The organism is Sphingomonas corticis, from assembly GCF_012035195.1.
GTDB classification, from domain to species: Bacteria; Pseudomonadota; Alphaproteobacteria; order Sphingomonadales; family Sphingomonadaceae; genus Sphingomonas; species Sphingomonas corticis.
The window spans coordinates 307,143-321,214 of the sequence record NZ_JAAVJH010000002.1; the positions used below are offsets into that span (position 1 = coordinate 307,143).

Consider the following 14,072-nt stretch of genomic DNA (forward strand, 5'->3'; position numbering starts at 1 on the left):
GGCCGGACGATACGGGAGGAGGCACCGCGTGACGGCGCTGATCCTGCGCGACCTGCGGCGGTTCTACACCGGCGGCGGGGCGGCACTGACGGTGGCGTTCTTCCTGCTCGTCGCGATCCTCTTCCCCTTCGCGATCGGGCCGGACGCGCGGCTGCTGGCGCGGGTGGGCGGCGGCGTGCTGTTCGCCGCGGCGCTGCTCGCCGCGCTGATGCCCGTCGAGCGGCTGGTGCAGCCGGACCTCGACGCGGGGGTGATCGATCAGCTGGCGGTGCGTGGCCTGTCGCCGACCGTGGCGGCAGCGGCGAAGGTGGTCGCGCACTGGCTCGGCTTCGCGCCGCCGCTGATGCTGGCGAGCGTGGTCGCCGCGGCGCTGCTCGGCCTGCCCGCCGACCGCCTGCTGATGGTGGAGGCGGGACTGCTGCTCGCCACCCCCGGCCTCGCCGCGCTGGCCGTCGCCACCGCGGCGCTGGTGGCGGGGCTGCGCGGGGCGGGGGCGGTGGCGGGGCTCGTCATGCTGCCGCTGGCGGTGCCGCTGCTGATCTTCGGCGCGGGGGCGATCGACGGCGGCGCGGGGGGGCTGAAGCTGCTGGCGGCGGTCAGCCTCCTGCTGGTGGCCGGCGCGCCGTTCGTCGCCGGGGCGGCGATGCGGGTGGGGATGGAATAGGAACACGCCCGTGCGCCTGAGCGAAGGCGAAGGGCAAGCGCCTGGCCGGGGCTTCGACTTCGCTCAGCCCGAACGGAGGTCGGCGCTAAGTGAGGGTGTACACCTACCGGCTCCACCGCGCGAAGATGGCGGTCGGCAGCGCAAGCCCGCGCGCTTCCTCGCGCACCGCCAGCTCGCCCGCCTCCACCGTGCCGGGCAGGTCGGCGAACGCCTGGCGCAGCATCTCGCCGATCGCCAGCGCGGACATGCGCACCGCGTAGACGGTGAGGAACAGGAAGCGCGACTCGGCGTCGAGCAGCCGCCGGCAGTCGGCGATCAGCGCCGGCAGATGCTCCTCCAGCCGCCACACCTCGCCGGTCGGCCCGCGGCCATACTTGGGCGGGTCGAGCAGGATGCCGTCGTAGCGCCTTCCGCGCCGCACCTCCCGCCCGGCGAACTTGGCGGCATCCTCGACGAGCCAGCGCACCGGCGCCTCGGCAAGTCCGGAGAGCCGCGCGTTGGCGCGCGCCCCCTCGACCGACTTCTTCGAGGCGTCGACGTGCACCATCCGCGCGCCGTGGCTGGCCAGCGCCAGCGTGCCGACGCCGGTGTAGCCGAACAGGTTCAGGCACTCGGGCGCCGTCGCATCCGACAGCTGCCCCTGCATCCACGCCCACACCGGCGCCATGTCGGGAAAGAAGCCCAGGTGCCGGAATGGCGTGGTCTGCGCGATGAAGCGCACGTCCTGCCAGCCGAGCTCCCACCCGTCGCGCGGCACGGAGCGCGCGAACTTCCACTGGCCGCCGCCCTCCTCGTCGCTGCCGGGCACGAACTCCGCATCCGCCTGCCAGTCGTCGGAGGCGGGCGACCACAGCGCCTGCCCCTCCGGCCGGACGAAGCGATGGCGACCATAGCGCTCCAGCTTGCGCCCGTGACCCGAATCGAGCAGCGCGTAGTCGCGCCACGGCTCGCCGATCAGCGTCGTCAGCTGCACCGCGTCAGTCCCGCGCCGCCGCGCGCGCGGCGATATAGCCGCTGACCGCGTCGAACGTGCCGTCGAGCGTCACGTAGCGCTCCTCACGCTCGAACAGGTCGCCGACGCGCGTGGGCAGCGGCGGGCGCGATCCGGTGGCGCGCTCCACCGCGTCGCGGAACTTGGCGGGGTGCGCGGTGGCGAGCGTCACCATCGGTACGCCGACCTGCGCCTGCCGCCGCGCCGCCGCCAGCGCGATGGCGGTGTGCGGGTCGATCGTCTCGCCCGCATCGTCGCACGCGCGGCGCATCGCCCGCGCCATGTCGTCCACGTCGACGCGCTCGGGCGCGAACAGCGCGGCGGAGCCGTCGCGCTGCGCGTTGGAAAGGCGCATCGCGCGCGACGCCTCGAACCCCTGCATCTGCGCCGCCAGCGCCGCGCCGTCGCGGTCGCCCAGATCGAAGAGCAGGCGCTCGAAATTGCTGGAGACCTGGATGTCCATCGATGGGGTCGGCGTCGCCACCACCTGCCGGCTGGAATAATCCCCATCCGCGAGCGCGCGGGCGAGGATGTCGTTGACGTTGGTGGCGACCACCAGCTTCGCCACCGGCAGCCCCATGCGGGACCCGACGTAGCCGGCGAAGACGTCGCCGAAATTGCCCGTCGGCACGCTGAATGCGACCGGGCGCCCGGGCGCGCCCAGCCGCACCGCGGCGTAGAAGTAATAGACCACCTGCGCCATCAGCCGTGCCCAGTTGATCGAATTGACCGCGCTCAGCCGGAACCGCCGGGAGAAGGCGCGGTCGTTGAACATCGCCTTCACCAGCGCCTGCGCGGTGTCGAAGTCGCCAGTGATCGCGATGTTGTGGACATTGGGCGCGCCCACCGTGGTCATCTGCCGCCGCTGCACGTCGCTGACGCGGCCCTCGGGATGCAGCATGAAGATGTCGACGCCGCTGCGCCCCGCCACCGCGTCGATCGCGGCGGAGCCGGTGTCGCCGCTGGTCGCGCCCACGATGGTCAGATGCTCGGTCGAGCCGGTCAGGAACCGTTCGAAGAGGAGGCCGAGCAGCTGAAGCGCCACGTCCTTGAACGCCAGCGTGGGGCCGTGGAACAGCTCCAGCAGCCAATGGTCGTGATCCAGCTGCACCAGCGGTGTCACCGCGGCGTGGGCGAAGCGGCCGTAGGCGGCGGCGCACAGCTCGCGCAGCTCGTCCTCGCTCAGCACACCGGCGGTGAAGGGCGCCATCACGCGCGCGGCGGTGTCGACGTAGGAGAGGCCGGCGAGGCCCGCGATCTGCTCGTGCGTGAAGCGCGGCCACGCCTCCGGCACGTAGAGGCCGCCGTCCGAAGCGAGGCCGGCGAGCGTCACGTCGCGGAAGTCGAGCGCAGGGGCGGTGCCGCGGGTGCTGATGTAGCGCATCGCCCCGCGCTATCGCCGCGGCGGCGCGACGGCAATGCCGCTTGGCCTTGCGCGTGCCCTGCCGGAGCTTTCGCCTAACGTCGTCGCCGCGCCGCCAGCACGTAGATGATCGCCGCGATGCCGGCGAACAGGAACCATTGCACCGCGTAGGCGAGGTGGTTGTTGGGCACGAGCCCGATATCCGGCCGCGTGTTCGGCGCCAGCCCGGCGACCGGCCGGTCGGCGACCAGCAGCATCGCCTGGGGCGCGGGCGCGGCGACGAGGCGCGCGATCAGCGGCGTCGCGTCGGGCGCATGGCTGACCCAGCCGGTGACCCGTCCGCCCTCCCACGCCACCATGCCGAGCGGATCGCGCGTGGTGCCCAGCTGGACGCGGATGCCGTCGGCGCAGGTGGCGATCAGCCGGAACCCCGCCTTGCCCGCCCCGGCGCGAGCCACGGCCACCGGGGGGCGGCAATCGGCGTAGGTGCGGCGGAACAGCAGCCGGTCGTCGGGTGCGCGCGGGAAGGCCACCGCCGGACGCGCCGGATTGGCGGCAAGCTGCGCGAGATACGCCTCCTTCGCCGGCAGCCGGTCGAGCAGCTGCCACAGCCCGAGCGCGACCATGGCCGCCACCGCGACGGCCACAATGATCGTCGGAAGCGACCTCACGATTCCACCCGCCCCTCGCGCGCGGCGTTGCGATACTCCAGCGCCAGCAGCCACCCCTTCGCGACGCGAAGCGCGGCTATCACGCCGGCCAGCGCCAGCGGCGGCCACAGCAGCGCATGGACCCACCACGCCGGCTCCGCCGACAGTTCCAGCGTGATCGCCAGCACGGTGACGATCGCGCCGATGCCGAGCGTCAGGAACGCCGCCGGCCCGTCGCCCACGTTGAAGTCGGCGAAGCGCAGGCCGCACGCGGGGCAGCGATCCGCGAAGGCGATGGCGGAACGGAAAAGGGTGCGCGCCCCGCAGCGGGGACACGCACCCTTCAATCCGCTGTCCACCGGGCGCGGCGCCGGCGCGGGCGCCCGGTCGGTCATCGTGCCGGCCGTCTCAGCCGCCGTGGACGGGCGCGCCCCAGCCGCCCCACACATAGACGGTGACGAACAGGAACAGCCACACCACGTCGACGAAATGCCAGTACCAGGCCGCCGCCTCGAACCCGAAATGCTGCCGCGGCGTGAAGTCGCCCTTGTAGGCGCGGATCAGGCAGACGATCAGGAAGATCGTGCCGACCAGCACGTGAAAGCCGTGGAAGCCGGTCGCCATGAAGAAGGCGGCGCCGTAGTTGATGCCCTTGAACGGGAAGGGCGCGTGCATGTACTCATACGCCTGGATCGACGTGAACAGCACGCCCAGCGCCACCGTCAGCCACAGCCCCTTCAGCACGCCGTCGCGGTCGCCGACGCCCAGAAGGCCCCAGAACCCGCGCTTCTCGCCGCCGCGCTGGTCGTGGATCAGCGCGTGGTGCGCCCAGGTGACCGTGGTGCCGCTGGTGAGCAGGATCAGCGTGTTGAGCAGCGGCAGTTCGAAGGCGTTGATGACCTCCAGCCCCTTGGGCGGCCACTGCGCCGCGATCGCCGCGCCGCCTTCCACCGCGCGCTCCACCTGGCCGTCGACGAACGACATGGCGGTGGGGAACAGCGCGAAGTCGAAGAACGCCCAGAACCAGCCGACGAAGAACATGACCTCGGAGGCGATGAACAGGATCATGCCGTAGCGGAAGTGCAGCTGGACCACCGGCGTGTGGTCGCCCGCGTGCGCCTCGCGGATCACCTGGTGCCACCACCCCCACATGGTGAACAGCACCGCGGCCAGGCCGATCAGGAACACCCAGCCGCCGTGCGCGGCCTCGTGCATGTACATGATGCCGCCGACCGCCATCACCAGCGCCGCCATCGATCCGATCAGCGGCCAGGGGCTGGGTGGCAGGATGTGGTAGTCGTGGTTCTTGGCGCCGGCCATGTGGCTTCCCCGTTGGTGCTTTGCGGACCCGCTTAGCTTGTCGTTTTCGATGAATCCACCGGGTAAAACGTGTAGCTGAGGGTGATGGTCTCCACGTCCTTCGTGTCGGGATCCGTCAGGATCTTCGGATCGACGTAGTAGATGACGGGCATGCGCTGCGTCTCGCCCGGCTTCAGCGTCTGCTGCGTGAAGCAGAAGCACTGGATCTTCGTGAAATACTTGCCGGCGACCGCGGGGGTGACGTTGTACGTCGCCGTACCCGTCACCGGCGTCGCCCCGCGGTTGGTGGCGGAGAAGAAGGCCATGTCGCGCGCGCCGATGTCGACCGTCTCGCTCTCCGCCTCCGGCACGAAGCGCCACGGCAGCCGGGGGCTGGTGTTCGCGTCGAAGGCGATGCGGATCGACCGGTGCACGCCGCCCGGCGCCGTCGTGCCGCGGCCGGTGGTGCCGTTGAGGCCGGTGACCTCGCAGAACATGCGGTACAGCGGCACGCTGGCGAAGGCGAGGCCGGTCATGAAGCAGATGCCGAGCACCGCGAGCAGCGCGGTCCGCGTCGCCCGGTTCACGCGCCCATCCCCTGCCGGATCTTCGCGATGGTGATGAAGAAGATCAGCACCACGAACGCCGCCAGCAGCAGTGCCAGCACGGTGGCGCGCGCGCGCTGGCGCTTGCGGATCAGGTCGTCGTCGGGATTCATGCCCACCACCGGTCGGCGACCAGCGCGCCGAAGATCACGAAGAGATAGAGGATGGAATAGGAGAAGAGCTGCTTTTCCCGCGCCATGGTCGGCGTCGTCCGCCCCGCCGCGACCAGCGCTGCCAGGATGGCGAAGACCGCGGTCGTGGCCAGCGCCGTCACGCCGTAGATCGCCCCGGTCAGGCCGAGCGGCCAGGGCGCGACCGCGACGATCGCCATCGGCACGGTGTAGAGGCCGATCTGCCGCCGCGTCGCCTTCTCGCCCGCCACCACGGGCAGCATCGGCACGCCGGCATTGGCGTAATCGGTCTTCACGAACAGCGCGAGCGCCCAGAAATGCGGCGGCGTCCACAGGAAGACCAGGCTGAACAGCAGCACCGGCAGCAGCGCCACCTCCCCCGTCGCCGCGGCCCATCCGATCAGCGGCGGGAAGGCGCCGGCCGCACCGCCGATGACGATGTTCTGCGGCGTCCGCCGCTTCAACCACACGGTGTAGACGAGGACGTAGAACAGGATCGAGACGGTGAGGATCGCCGCCGCGGCGAGGTTCACCGCCAGCCCCATCAGGATGACGGAGAAGGCGGAGAGGCCGACGCCGAAGTGCAGCGCCGATTGCCGGTCCATCCGCCCCGCGGGTAGCGGCCGTCCGGCGGTGCGCTTCATCACCGCGTCGATATCCGCCTCGTACCATTGGTTCAGCGCCCCGGCCGCGCCCGCGCCCAGCGCGATGCACAGGATGGCGGTGAAGCCCAGCACGGGCGCGATCTGCACCGGCGCCGCCAGCATCCCGCACAGCCCGGTGAAGACGACGAGGGTCATCACCCGCGGCTTCGTGAGCGCGAGGAAATCCCGCCAGTCGGCAGGGGGCAGCAGGGGCGTGGCGGTGGTCATCGGCTGCGCGCGCCATACGCGGTTGGGGGGAAGGGGGGAAGGGGCGGTGCGAGCTGCGGACGTCGCCGCCGTCACCCCGGGCTTGTCCCGGGGTCCAGAGCCAGGGCCGTTACCGTTCGTGGCCCTGGATGCCGGGACGAGCCCGGCATGACGAGGGTCTAACGGGCCGCCCGCACCCGCCCCAGCCAGTCGAGCAGCAGGCGGTTCACCTCGGCCGGCCGCTCCTGCTGCGTCCAGTGGCCGCAGCCGTCCAGCATGTGCCCTTCCAGCCGCGGCACCATCGGCGCCATCGCCGCCACCGGATCGGCCACCGCACCGAACAGGGTGGAGGCGGGATCCTTCGTACCGCCGACGAACAGCGCCGGTTGCTCGATGCGGCGGTCGGCGAAGCGCCGCGCCCATTCGAAGTCGCGCTCGTGATTGCGATAGCGGTTCAGGGGGCCGGCAAGGCCCGACGCCTCGAACTCCGCCACGTAATAGTCGAGGTCCGCCTCCGTCAGCCACGCCGGGAAGGGATCGGGATCGGCCAGCCCGTCCAGCAGCCGCGAATCGACCGGCTTCTCCGGCCACGACCCCGCGGGCGCGTCGCCGCTGATCGAATAGATGAAGCGGCGCAGGAAGCCGCGCACGTCGGCCTGCAGTTCGCCCTCCGCCTTGCCGGGCTGCTGGAAATATTCCTGGTAGAAGAAGCGGCCCTTGGCGGTGAAGGCCTGGCGGAACACTTCGGTGAAGGGCCGCTTGGGCACGCCGAGGAACGGTACGGACAGCGCGGCCACCGCCGCGAAGCGGTCGGGCCGTGCCAGCGCGCTGTTCCAGACGATCGGCGCGCCCCAGTCATGGCCGAGAAGGATCGCCGGTGCGCCGGGTTGCAGCGCATCCGCCACGCCGACCAGGTCGCCGACCAGCGCCTCCATGTCGTAGGCGGCCACGTCCTGCGGCTTGTCCGACCCGCCATAGCCGCGCACGTCGATCGCGCAGGCGGTGAAGCCGGCGGCGGCCACCGGGCCGATCTGGTGCCGCCAGGAATACCAGCTCTCCGGAAAGCCGTGGACCATCACGACCAGCGGCCCGGCCCCCTCCACCACGGCCCGCAGCCGCACCGCGCCGGCATCGATCGTCCGGAATTCGGTCATCGCGCTCTCCTCTCGCCCGCGCATCCTAGGCGCGGCGGCGAAAGGATCAATCATAGGCGGCGGGCAGCCAGTTTCGGGTCACGATCACCTCGTCCCCCTTGCGCACGTTGGCGTAGAGGATGCGCGCGAAGGCGGTGGGCACGCCGATGCAGCCGTGCGTCACCCAATCCTCCTCCACCGGGCTGCCGTGGATGGCGACTCCGCCCCAGGTCAGCCGCAGCATGTAGGGCATCGGCGCATTGTCGTAGGTGCTGGAATAATGGTCGGCGTGCTTCTGCAGGATGGGGAAGCGGCCGATCGGCGTCGGCTGTTCGGGCGGACCGACGACGACGTAGCTGCGGCCAATCTCCACCCCCGCACGATAGACGTACAGGCGGCGCTTCGTCACGTCGACGACCACCCGCGCGGCGCCCGCGGGCACGTCGTCGTCCTCCCAGACATAGTCGCCGGGGCCGAGGGGGCGACCGACGTCGAGGATGGTGTGCACCGCGGGCACCCCGCCCGCCCGGGCATGGGCAGTCGCCGGCAGGAGCAGCAGGAGAAGGGCGAGCGCGAGTCGGGCCATGCCCGCGATGTTGCGCGGCGGCGGGTCTCGCGCCAGTCCCGTGTCGGGACGTGCCGGTGCGGGACGCCCCGCCCGCCGCGCCCGCCCCGCAACGCGACGCAACGCGACGCAACGCAACGTTGCACCAAGGTTCGGCACCTGCTCGACTATCGTGCGTTAGGAGGATTACGCTTTCCCGCCGGTGACATGCCGGTAGGGCGCTGGGAGCATGATCGACATGGAAGACGACGCCGGCCTCGCGATCTCGCGCCGGGGCATGATGGCGGGGAGCGCGGCGTCGATGGCGCTCGCCGGCACCGCGACCGCGATATCGGCGGAGGCGCAGCCCGCCGCGCCCGCACCGACGATGCCCGTATCGCTGACGGTGAACGGCCGGCGCCGCGACCTGTCGCTCGACACGCGCACCACGCTGCTCGACGCCCTGCGCGAGCATCTGAAGCTGACCGGCACGAAGAAGGGCTGCGACCACGGCCAGTGCGGCGCGTGCACCGTGCTGGTGAACGGGCAGCGGATCAATTCCTGCCTCAGCCTCGCCGTGCAGCACCAGGGCGACGAGGTGACGACGATCGAGGGGCTGGGCACGCCCGAGAAGCTGCATCCGATGCAGGCCGCCTTCGTCCGCCACGACGGGTATCAGTGCGGTTATTGCACGCCGGGGCAGATCTGCTCCGCCGTCGCCGTGATCGACGAGATCAAGGCCGGCGTACCCGGCCATGCGACGCAGGACATCACTCGCCGCGCGCCGCTGACGCGCGAGGAGATGCGCGAGCGGATGAGCGGCAACATCTGCCGCTGCGGCGCCTATTCGAACATCGCCGACGCGATGGCGGAAGTGGCGGGAGCGAAAGCATGAAGCCCTTCACCTACGAGCGCGCGAGGACCCCGGCACAGGCCGCCGCCGCGGTGGCGCGCACGCCCGGCGCGAAGTTCCTCGCCGGTGGCACCAACCTGCTCGACCTGATGAAGCTGGAGATCGAGGCGCCGGGCCACCTGGTCGACGTGCAGGACCTGAAGCTGGACCGGATCGAGAAGACGCGCGAGGGCGGCATCAGGATCGGTGCGCTGGTGACGAACACGGCGCTGGCCAGCGACGATCGCGTGCGGCGCGATTATGGCGTGCTGACCCGCGCGATCGTCGCAGGCGCGTCGGGCCAGCTGCGCAACAAAGCGACCACGGCGGGCAACCTGCTCCAGCGCACGCGCTGCCCCTATTTCTACGACCCCAACCAGGCGTGCAACAAGCGCAAACCGGGATCGGGCTGCGCCGCGATCGGCGGCTATTCGCGCCAGCTGGGCGTGATCGGCACCTCGGACGCCTGCATCGCCACCTATCCCGGCGACATGGCGGTGGCGCTGCGTGCGCTGGACGCCACGGTGGAGACGGTGAACAGCGCGGGGGCGGAGAGGCGCATCCCCATCGCCGACTTCCACCGTCTGTGGGGCGACACGCCGCACATCGAGACCGCCCTGGCGCCGGGCGAGCTCATCACCGCCGTCACGCTGCCAAAGCCGCTCGGCGGCACGCACCTCTATCACAAGGTGCGCGACCGCGCGTCCTACGCCTTCGCGCTCGTCTCCGTCGCGGCGGTCGTGCAGAAGGACGGCAGCGGGCGGCTGGCGATTGGCGGGATCGCGCCGAAGCCCTGGCGCGTCGAGGCGGCGGAGGCGGCGATGCCGCAGGGTGCGCAGGCGGTCGCCGGCCGGTTGCTCGCCGGCGCGCGGCCGACGCGCGACAATGCGTTCAAGGTGCCGCTGGTCGAACGCACGATCGCGGCGGTGATGGCGGAGGCCAAGGCGGCATGAAGTTCGACACGCCCGCGGGCACCAACCCGATCGACCGGCTGACCGTCGTCGGCAAGCCGACCGATCGCATCGACGGCCCGAAGAAGACGACCGGCACCGCGCCCTACGCCTACGAACGGCACGACGTGGCGGCGAACCCGGCCTATGGCTACGTCCTCGGCGCCGGCATCGCCAAGGGGCGGATCGCGTCGATGGACCTGGCCGCCGCCCGTGCCGCGCCCGGCGTCCTCGCCATCGTCACGCACGAGAATGCGGGCAAGCTGGGCAAGGGCGACATGAACACCGCCCGGTTGCTCGGCGGCCCGGCGATCGACCATTACCACCAGGCGATCGCGATCGTCGTCGCCGACACGTTCGAACAGGCGCGCCACGCCGCCGGGCTGATCCGCGTCGATTACGCGCGCGCGAAGGGCCGGTTCGACCTGGACGAGCAACTGAGGGCCGCGCCGCTGAAGGGCGACAGCAGCGGCGAGGGCAGCGCCGCCCCGCCGATCGAGCGCGTCGGCGACTTCGACCGCGCCTTCGCCGCCGCGCCGGTGACGCTGGACCAGCGCTATACCACGCCCGACCACAGCCATGCGATGATGGAGCCGCACGCCACGATCGCGGCGTGGGAGGGCGACAAGCTGACCGTCTGGACATCGAACCAGATGATCGCCTGGGCGGTTGGCGACCTGGCGAAGACGCTGCTGATCCCCAAGGAGAACATCCGCGTCGATTCGCCCTTTGTCGGCGGCGGCTTCGGCGGGAAGCTGTTCCTGCGCGCCGACGTGGTGATGGCGGCGCTGGCCGCGCGGGAGGCGAAGCGCGCGGTGAAGGTGGCGCTCCAGCGCCCGCTGATCGCGAACAACACCACCCACCGCCCGGCGACGGCGCAGCGCATCCGCCTGGGCTGCGCGAAGGACGGCACGATCACCGCCATCGCGCACGAGAGCGGGTCGGGGGACCTGCCCGGCGGCGGGCCGGAGACGGCGACGTCGCAGACCAAGCTGCTCTACGCCGGCGCCAACCGGCTGACCGCGATGCGCCTCGCCGTGCTCGACCTGCCGGAAGGCAATGCGATGCGCGCGCCGGGCGAGGCGCCGGGGATGATGGCGCTGGAGATGGCGATCGACGAGATGGCGGAGAAGCTGGGCATGGACCCGGTCGCCTTCCGCGTGAAGAACGACACGCAGGTCGACCCCGCCAAGCCCGAGCGCCGCTTCTCGCAGCGCCGGCTGGTCGAGTGCCTGGAACGCGGCGCGCGCGAGTTCGGCTGGGATCGCCGCAGCGCGACGCCGGCGCGGGTGCGCGACGGCCAGTGGCTGGTCGGCCTGGGCGTGGCCGCCGCGTTCCGCAACAACATCAACATGAAGTCGGCGGCGCGGGTGCGCGTGTCGGGCGGGCGCGTGACGGTGGAGACCGACATGACGGACATCGGCACCGGCAGCTACACGATCATCGCGCAGACCGCCGCGGAGATGCTGGGCGTGCCGCTGTCCGCGGTCGATGTGCGGCTGGGCGATTCGACCTTCCCCGTCTCCTCCGGATCGGGCGGGCAATGGGGCGCGAACAGCGCCACCGCTGGCGTCTACGCCGCCTGTGCGAAGCTGCGCGAGGCGGTGGCGGCGAAGCTGGGCTTCAACTCCGCCGACGTGACCTTCGCCGACGGACAGGTGAGCGCGGGCGGGCGGCAGGTGCCGCTGGCGCAGGCGGGCGACCTCTCCGCCGAGGATGCGATGGAATATGGCGACCTGGCGAAGAAGGAGCAGCAGTCCACCTTCGGCGCGCATTTCGTCGAGGCGCGGGTCCATGCGCTGACCGGCGAGATCCGCGTCGAGCGGATGCTGGCGGTGTGCGCCGCGGGACGCATCCTGAACCCCAAGTCCGCGCGCAGCCAGGTGATCGGCGCGATGACGATGGGCGTCGGTGCGGCGCTGATGGAGGAGCTGGCGGTCGACAAGCGCTTCGGCTTCTTCGTCAACCATGACCTCGCCAGCTACGAGGTGCCGGTCCACGCCGACATCCCGTACCAGCAGGTGATCTTCCTCGACGAAGTGGACCCGACCACGTCGCCGATGAAGGCCAAGGGCGTCGGGGAGCTGGGCATCTGCGGCGTCGGCGCGGCGGTGGCGAACGCGATCTACAACGCGACGGGCGTGCGGGTGCGCGACTATCCGATCACCTTGGAGAAGCATCTGGAGAAACTGCCGGCGACGGCGATGGCCTGACTGCGCGGCATGGCCGTCATGCCGGACTCGTCCCGGCATCCGCCGCGCCTCGCACCTCAAAGGTGTGGTGAGGCAATACGGTGGACCCCGGGACAAGCCCGGCGTGACGATGGTGCAGGACGGTCTCTGCCGCTCAGAAGTCCTCCGCCGACAGCGCGTAAAGCTGGCTTGCCGGGGCGGTCGCCGCCGCCTCCAGCCCCAGCGCCTCGGGCACGATCTGGTCGAGGTAGAAGGCCGTCACCGCGCGGCGATTGCCGTCGCCCGCGCGAGCCAGCCGCTCCAGCAGCCATCCCGACGCGGCGACGGAGAGCATCGTCAGGAAGGGATAGCTCGCCGCCAGCCGGTCGTCGGCGTCCGCGGTCTGCAGCCGCCGGCCCACGCGCTCGCATGCGTCGACCAGCGCGACCAGCGGCACCGCTTCCGCCTCGCGCCGCATGTCGTCGATCAGCGCGGCGAAGGCGGCCCCGTTCGACAACGACAGCTTGCGCCCGACGAGGTCGGCCGCTTGAATGCCGTTCGTCCCCTCGTAGATCGGCGTGATGCGCGCATCGCGGAAGAATTGCGCGGCGCCCGTCTCCTCGATGAAGCCCATCCCGCCGTGCACCTGAATGCCGAGCGAGGCGACCTCGTTGCCGAGGTCGGTCGCGTGCGCCTTCGCGAGCGGCGTCATGATCTCCAGCCGGTCGCGCGCCTCCGCGCGGCCGACCTGCGCGCAGGAATAATAGACCAGTGCGCGCGCCGCGGCGGTCTGCGCGCGCATCCGCATCAGCATCCGACGCACGTCGGGATGCGCGACGATGGCACTCGGCCCGCCCTCGCGCGCGCCCTGCACCCGCTCGCGCGCAAAGGCGGCCGCCTTCTGCGTCGCCGCTTCCGCCACCTGCACCCCCTGCAGTCCGACGTTGAGGCGGGCGTTGTTCATCATCGTGAACATCGCGCGCATGCCGCCGAACTCCGGACCGATCAGCTCGCCGACACACTCCCCCTCCTCGCCGAACGCCAGCACGCAGGTGGGCGAGGCGTGCAGGCCCATCTTGTGCTCGATCGACACGACGCGCACGTCGTTGGGCGTCCCGTCCAGCCGCACCTTGGGCACGAGAAACAGGGAGATGCCGCGCGTGCCGACGGGCGCGTCGGGCGTGCGCGCGAGGACGAGGTGGACGATGTTGTCCGTCAGGTCGTGGTCGCCGAAGCTGATGAAGATCTTCGTGCCGCGGATCGTGTACGTCCCGTCGCCGCGCGGCGTGGCGGTGGCGCGCAACGCGCCGACGTCGCTGCCCGCCTGCGGCTCGGTCAGGTTCATCGTGCCGGTCCATTCGCCGGTGGCGAGCCTGGGCAGGTAGGTCGCCTGCTGCTCGGGCGATCCGTGGTGCGACAGCGCCTCGATCGCGCCGACCGTCAGGATCGGCGCGAGCGCGAACCCCATGTTGGCGCTGCCCAGCGTCTCCAGCACCGCCGCCTGCACGACGAAGGGCAGGCCCTGCCCGCCATGCGCCTCCTCCACGCCGATCGTGCCCCAGCCGCCCTCGACATAGGCGCGGTACGCCTCGCGGTAGCCCGCCGGCATCCGCACGCCGTCGTCGGTCAGCCGCGGCCCCTGCGTGTCGCCGATCCGCGCGAGCGGCGCCCACTCGCCCTCGGCCAGCTGCGCCGCGCCTTCCAGCACGGCGTCCAGCATGTCGGGCTCGATGCCGAGTCCGGCAAGTTGATCGAGGACGAAGCGCTGCTCGGCGACGGGTGCGGCGTAGGTCATTTCTCTCTCCCGGTTGCGCCCGCTATAGACCGG

Annotated in this window: 15 protein-coding genes; 4 read left to right on the forward strand and 11 right to left on the reverse strand. The window is 71.4% G+C overall.

Translation table 11 applies throughout. From position 1 onward, the window contains the following. Window positions 1-28 precede the first annotated feature (28 nt). A complete protein-coding gene (locus HBH26_RS04225) occupies window positions 29-664 on the forward strand; it encodes a heme exporter protein CcmB (protein ID WP_168133340.1) in 636 nt (211 codons plus the stop codon). 103 nt (window positions 665-767) lie between these two features. Here the strand turns inward: HBH26_RS04225 and HBH26_RS04230 are convergent, their stop codons facing one another. The 10 genes from HBH26_RS04230 to HBH26_RS04270 form a co-directional block, all read right to left on the reverse strand. Further along, window positions 768-1,637, reverse strand: coding sequence for a class I SAM-dependent methyltransferase (locus HBH26_RS04230; RefSeq protein WP_168133341.1), 870 nt, complete (start codon window positions 1,635-1,637; stop codon window positions 768-770). A 4-nt stretch (window positions 1,638-1,641) separates the two neighbouring features. After that, on the reverse strand, window positions 1,642-3,039 hold the full coding sequence (gene thrC / locus HBH26_RS04235; protein WP_168133342.1) for a threonine synthase: 1,398 nt from the start codon (window positions 3,037-3,039) through the stop codon (window positions 1,642-1,644). A gap of 74 nt (window positions 3,040-3,113) precedes the next feature. Then, entirely contained in the window at window positions 3,114-3,689 is a 576-nt protein-coding gene (locus HBH26_RS04240; protein WP_338057234.1) for an SURF1 family cytochrome oxidase biogenesis protein, read from the reverse strand. Then, complete coding sequence (locus tag HBH26_RS04245; protein ID WP_168133343.1) at window positions 3,686-4,063, reverse strand: DUF983 domain-containing protein; 378 nt, start codon at window positions 4,061-4,063, stop codon at window positions 3,686-3,688. The genes HBH26_RS04240 and HBH26_RS04245 overlap by 4 nt, the downstream gene beginning before the upstream one ends. 13 nt (window positions 4,064-4,076) lie before the next feature. Continuing rightward, window positions 4,077-4,988: a cytochrome c oxidase subunit 3 gene (locus HBH26_RS04250; protein ID WP_168133344.1), complete on the reverse strand. Its 912-nt coding sequence runs from the start codon at window positions 4,986-4,988 to the stop codon at window positions 4,077-4,079. Between the two features lie 32 nt (window positions 4,989-5,020). After that, the gene (locus HBH26_RS04255; protein ID WP_338057235.1) at window positions 5,021-5,554 is read right to left on the reverse strand and encodes a cytochrome c oxidase assembly protein; all 534 of its coding nucleotides are present in this window, start codon (window positions 5,552-5,554) and stop codon (window positions 5,021-5,023) included. After that, window positions 5,551-5,685, reverse strand: coding sequence for a hypothetical protein (locus HBH26_RS21005; RefSeq protein ID WP_275402934.1), 135 nt, complete (start codon window positions 5,683-5,685; stop codon window positions 5,551-5,553). Before HBH26_RS21005 ends, HBH26_RS04255 begins: the two co-directional genes overlap by 4 nt. Beyond that, complete coding sequence (locus tag HBH26_RS04260; RefSeq protein WP_168133345.1) at window positions 5,682-6,575, reverse strand: heme o synthase; 894 nt, start codon at window positions 6,573-6,575, stop codon at window positions 5,682-5,684. The genes HBH26_RS21005 and HBH26_RS04260 overlap by 4 nt, the downstream gene beginning before the upstream one ends. Before the next feature lie 158 nt (window positions 6,576-6,733). After that, window positions 6,734-7,708, reverse strand: a complete 975-nt coding sequence (locus HBH26_RS04265) for an alpha/beta fold hydrolase (protein ID WP_168133346.1) — start codon at window positions 7,706-7,708, stop codon at window positions 6,734-6,736. Between the two features lie 46 nt (window positions 7,709-7,754). After that, the gene (locus HBH26_RS04270; RefSeq protein ID WP_168133347.1) at window positions 7,755-8,273 is read right to left on the reverse strand and encodes a L,D-transpeptidase family protein; all 519 of its coding nucleotides are present in this window, start codon (window positions 8,271-8,273) and stop codon (window positions 7,755-7,757) included. A gap of 217 nt (window positions 8,274-8,490) precedes the next feature. Between HBH26_RS04270 and paoA the strand changes: the two genes are divergently transcribed. From paoA to paoC, 3 genes are read left to right on the forward strand one after another with little or no spacing between them, the layout of a single operon-like run. Further along, window positions 8,491-9,126 carry an aldehyde dehydrogenase iron-sulfur subunit PaoA gene (paoA, locus tag HBH26_RS04275; RefSeq protein ID WP_168133509.1) on the forward strand — a complete coding sequence of 212 codons (636 nt, stop codon included), beginning with the start codon at window positions 8,491-8,493 and terminating at the stop codon, window positions 9,124-9,126. Beyond that, window positions 9,123-10,076 (forward strand): FAD binding domain-containing protein, encoded by a 954-nt coding sequence (locus HBH26_RS04280; protein ID WP_168133348.1) that lies wholly within the window; start codon window positions 9,123-9,125, stop codon window positions 10,074-10,076. Before paoA ends, HBH26_RS04280 begins: the two co-directional genes overlap by 4 nt. Beyond that, window positions 10,073-12,286: an aldehyde oxidoreductase molybdenum-binding subunit PaoC gene (paoC, locus tag HBH26_RS04285; protein WP_168133349.1), complete on the forward strand. Its 2,214-nt coding sequence runs from the start codon at window positions 10,073-10,075 to the stop codon at window positions 12,284-12,286. The genes HBH26_RS04280 and paoC overlap by 4 nt, the downstream gene beginning before the upstream one ends. Before the next feature lie 133 nt (window positions 12,287-12,419). On the opposite strand, the gene HBH26_RS04290 is transcribed toward paoC, so the two are convergent. After that, window positions 12,420-14,039 (reverse strand): acyl-CoA dehydrogenase family protein, encoded by a 1,620-nt coding sequence (locus HBH26_RS04290; RefSeq protein ID WP_168133350.1) that lies wholly within the window; start codon window positions 14,037-14,039, stop codon window positions 12,420-12,422. Window positions 14,040-14,072 lie beyond the last annotated feature (33 nt).

Excerpts from the sequence above, each read along its gene's own strand:
- HBH26_RS04250 (WP_168133344.1), bottom strand. The coding sequence starts at position 4,988 with ATGGCCGGCGCCAAGAACCACGACTACCACATCCTGCCACCCAGCCCC.
- HBH26_RS04280 (WP_168133348.1), top strand. The coding sequence starts at position 9,123 with ATGAAGCCCTTCACCTACGAGCGCGCGAGGACCCCGGCACAGGCCGCC.
- thrC (WP_168133342.1), bottom strand. The coding sequence starts at position 3,039 with ATGCGCTACATCAGCACCCGCGGCACCGCCCCTGCGCTCGACTTCCGC.
- paoA (WP_168133509.1), top strand. The coding sequence starts at position 8,491 with ATGGAAGACGACGCCGGCCTCGCGATCTCGCGCCGGGGCATGATGGCG.
- HBH26_RS04265 (WP_168133346.1), bottom strand. The coding sequence starts at position 7,708 with ATGACCGAATTCCGGACGATCGATGCCGGCGCGGTGCGGCTGCGGGCC.
- HBH26_RS04260 (WP_168133345.1), bottom strand. The coding sequence starts at position 6,575 with ATGACCACCGCCACGCCCCTGCTGCCCCCTGCCGACTGGCGGGATTTC.
- paoC (WP_168133349.1), top strand. The coding sequence starts at position 10,073 with ATGAAGTTCGACACGCCCGCGGGCACCAACCCGATCGACCGGCTGACC.
- HBH26_RS04245 (WP_168133343.1), bottom strand. The coding sequence starts at position 4,063 with ATGACCGACCGGGCGCCCGCGCCGGCGCCGCGCCCGGTGGACAGCGGA.
- HBH26_RS04270 (WP_168133347.1), bottom strand. The coding sequence starts at position 8,273 with ATGGCCCGACTCGCGCTCGCCCTTCTCCTGCTGCTCCTGCCGGCGACT.
- HBH26_RS21005 (WP_275402934.1), bottom strand. The coding sequence starts at position 5,685 with ATGAATCCCGACGACGACCTGATCCGCAAGCGCCAGCGCGCGCGCGCC.
- HBH26_RS04290 (WP_168133350.1), bottom strand. The coding sequence starts at position 14,039 with ATGACCTACGCCGCACCCGTCGCCGAGCAGCGCTTCGTCCTCGATCAA.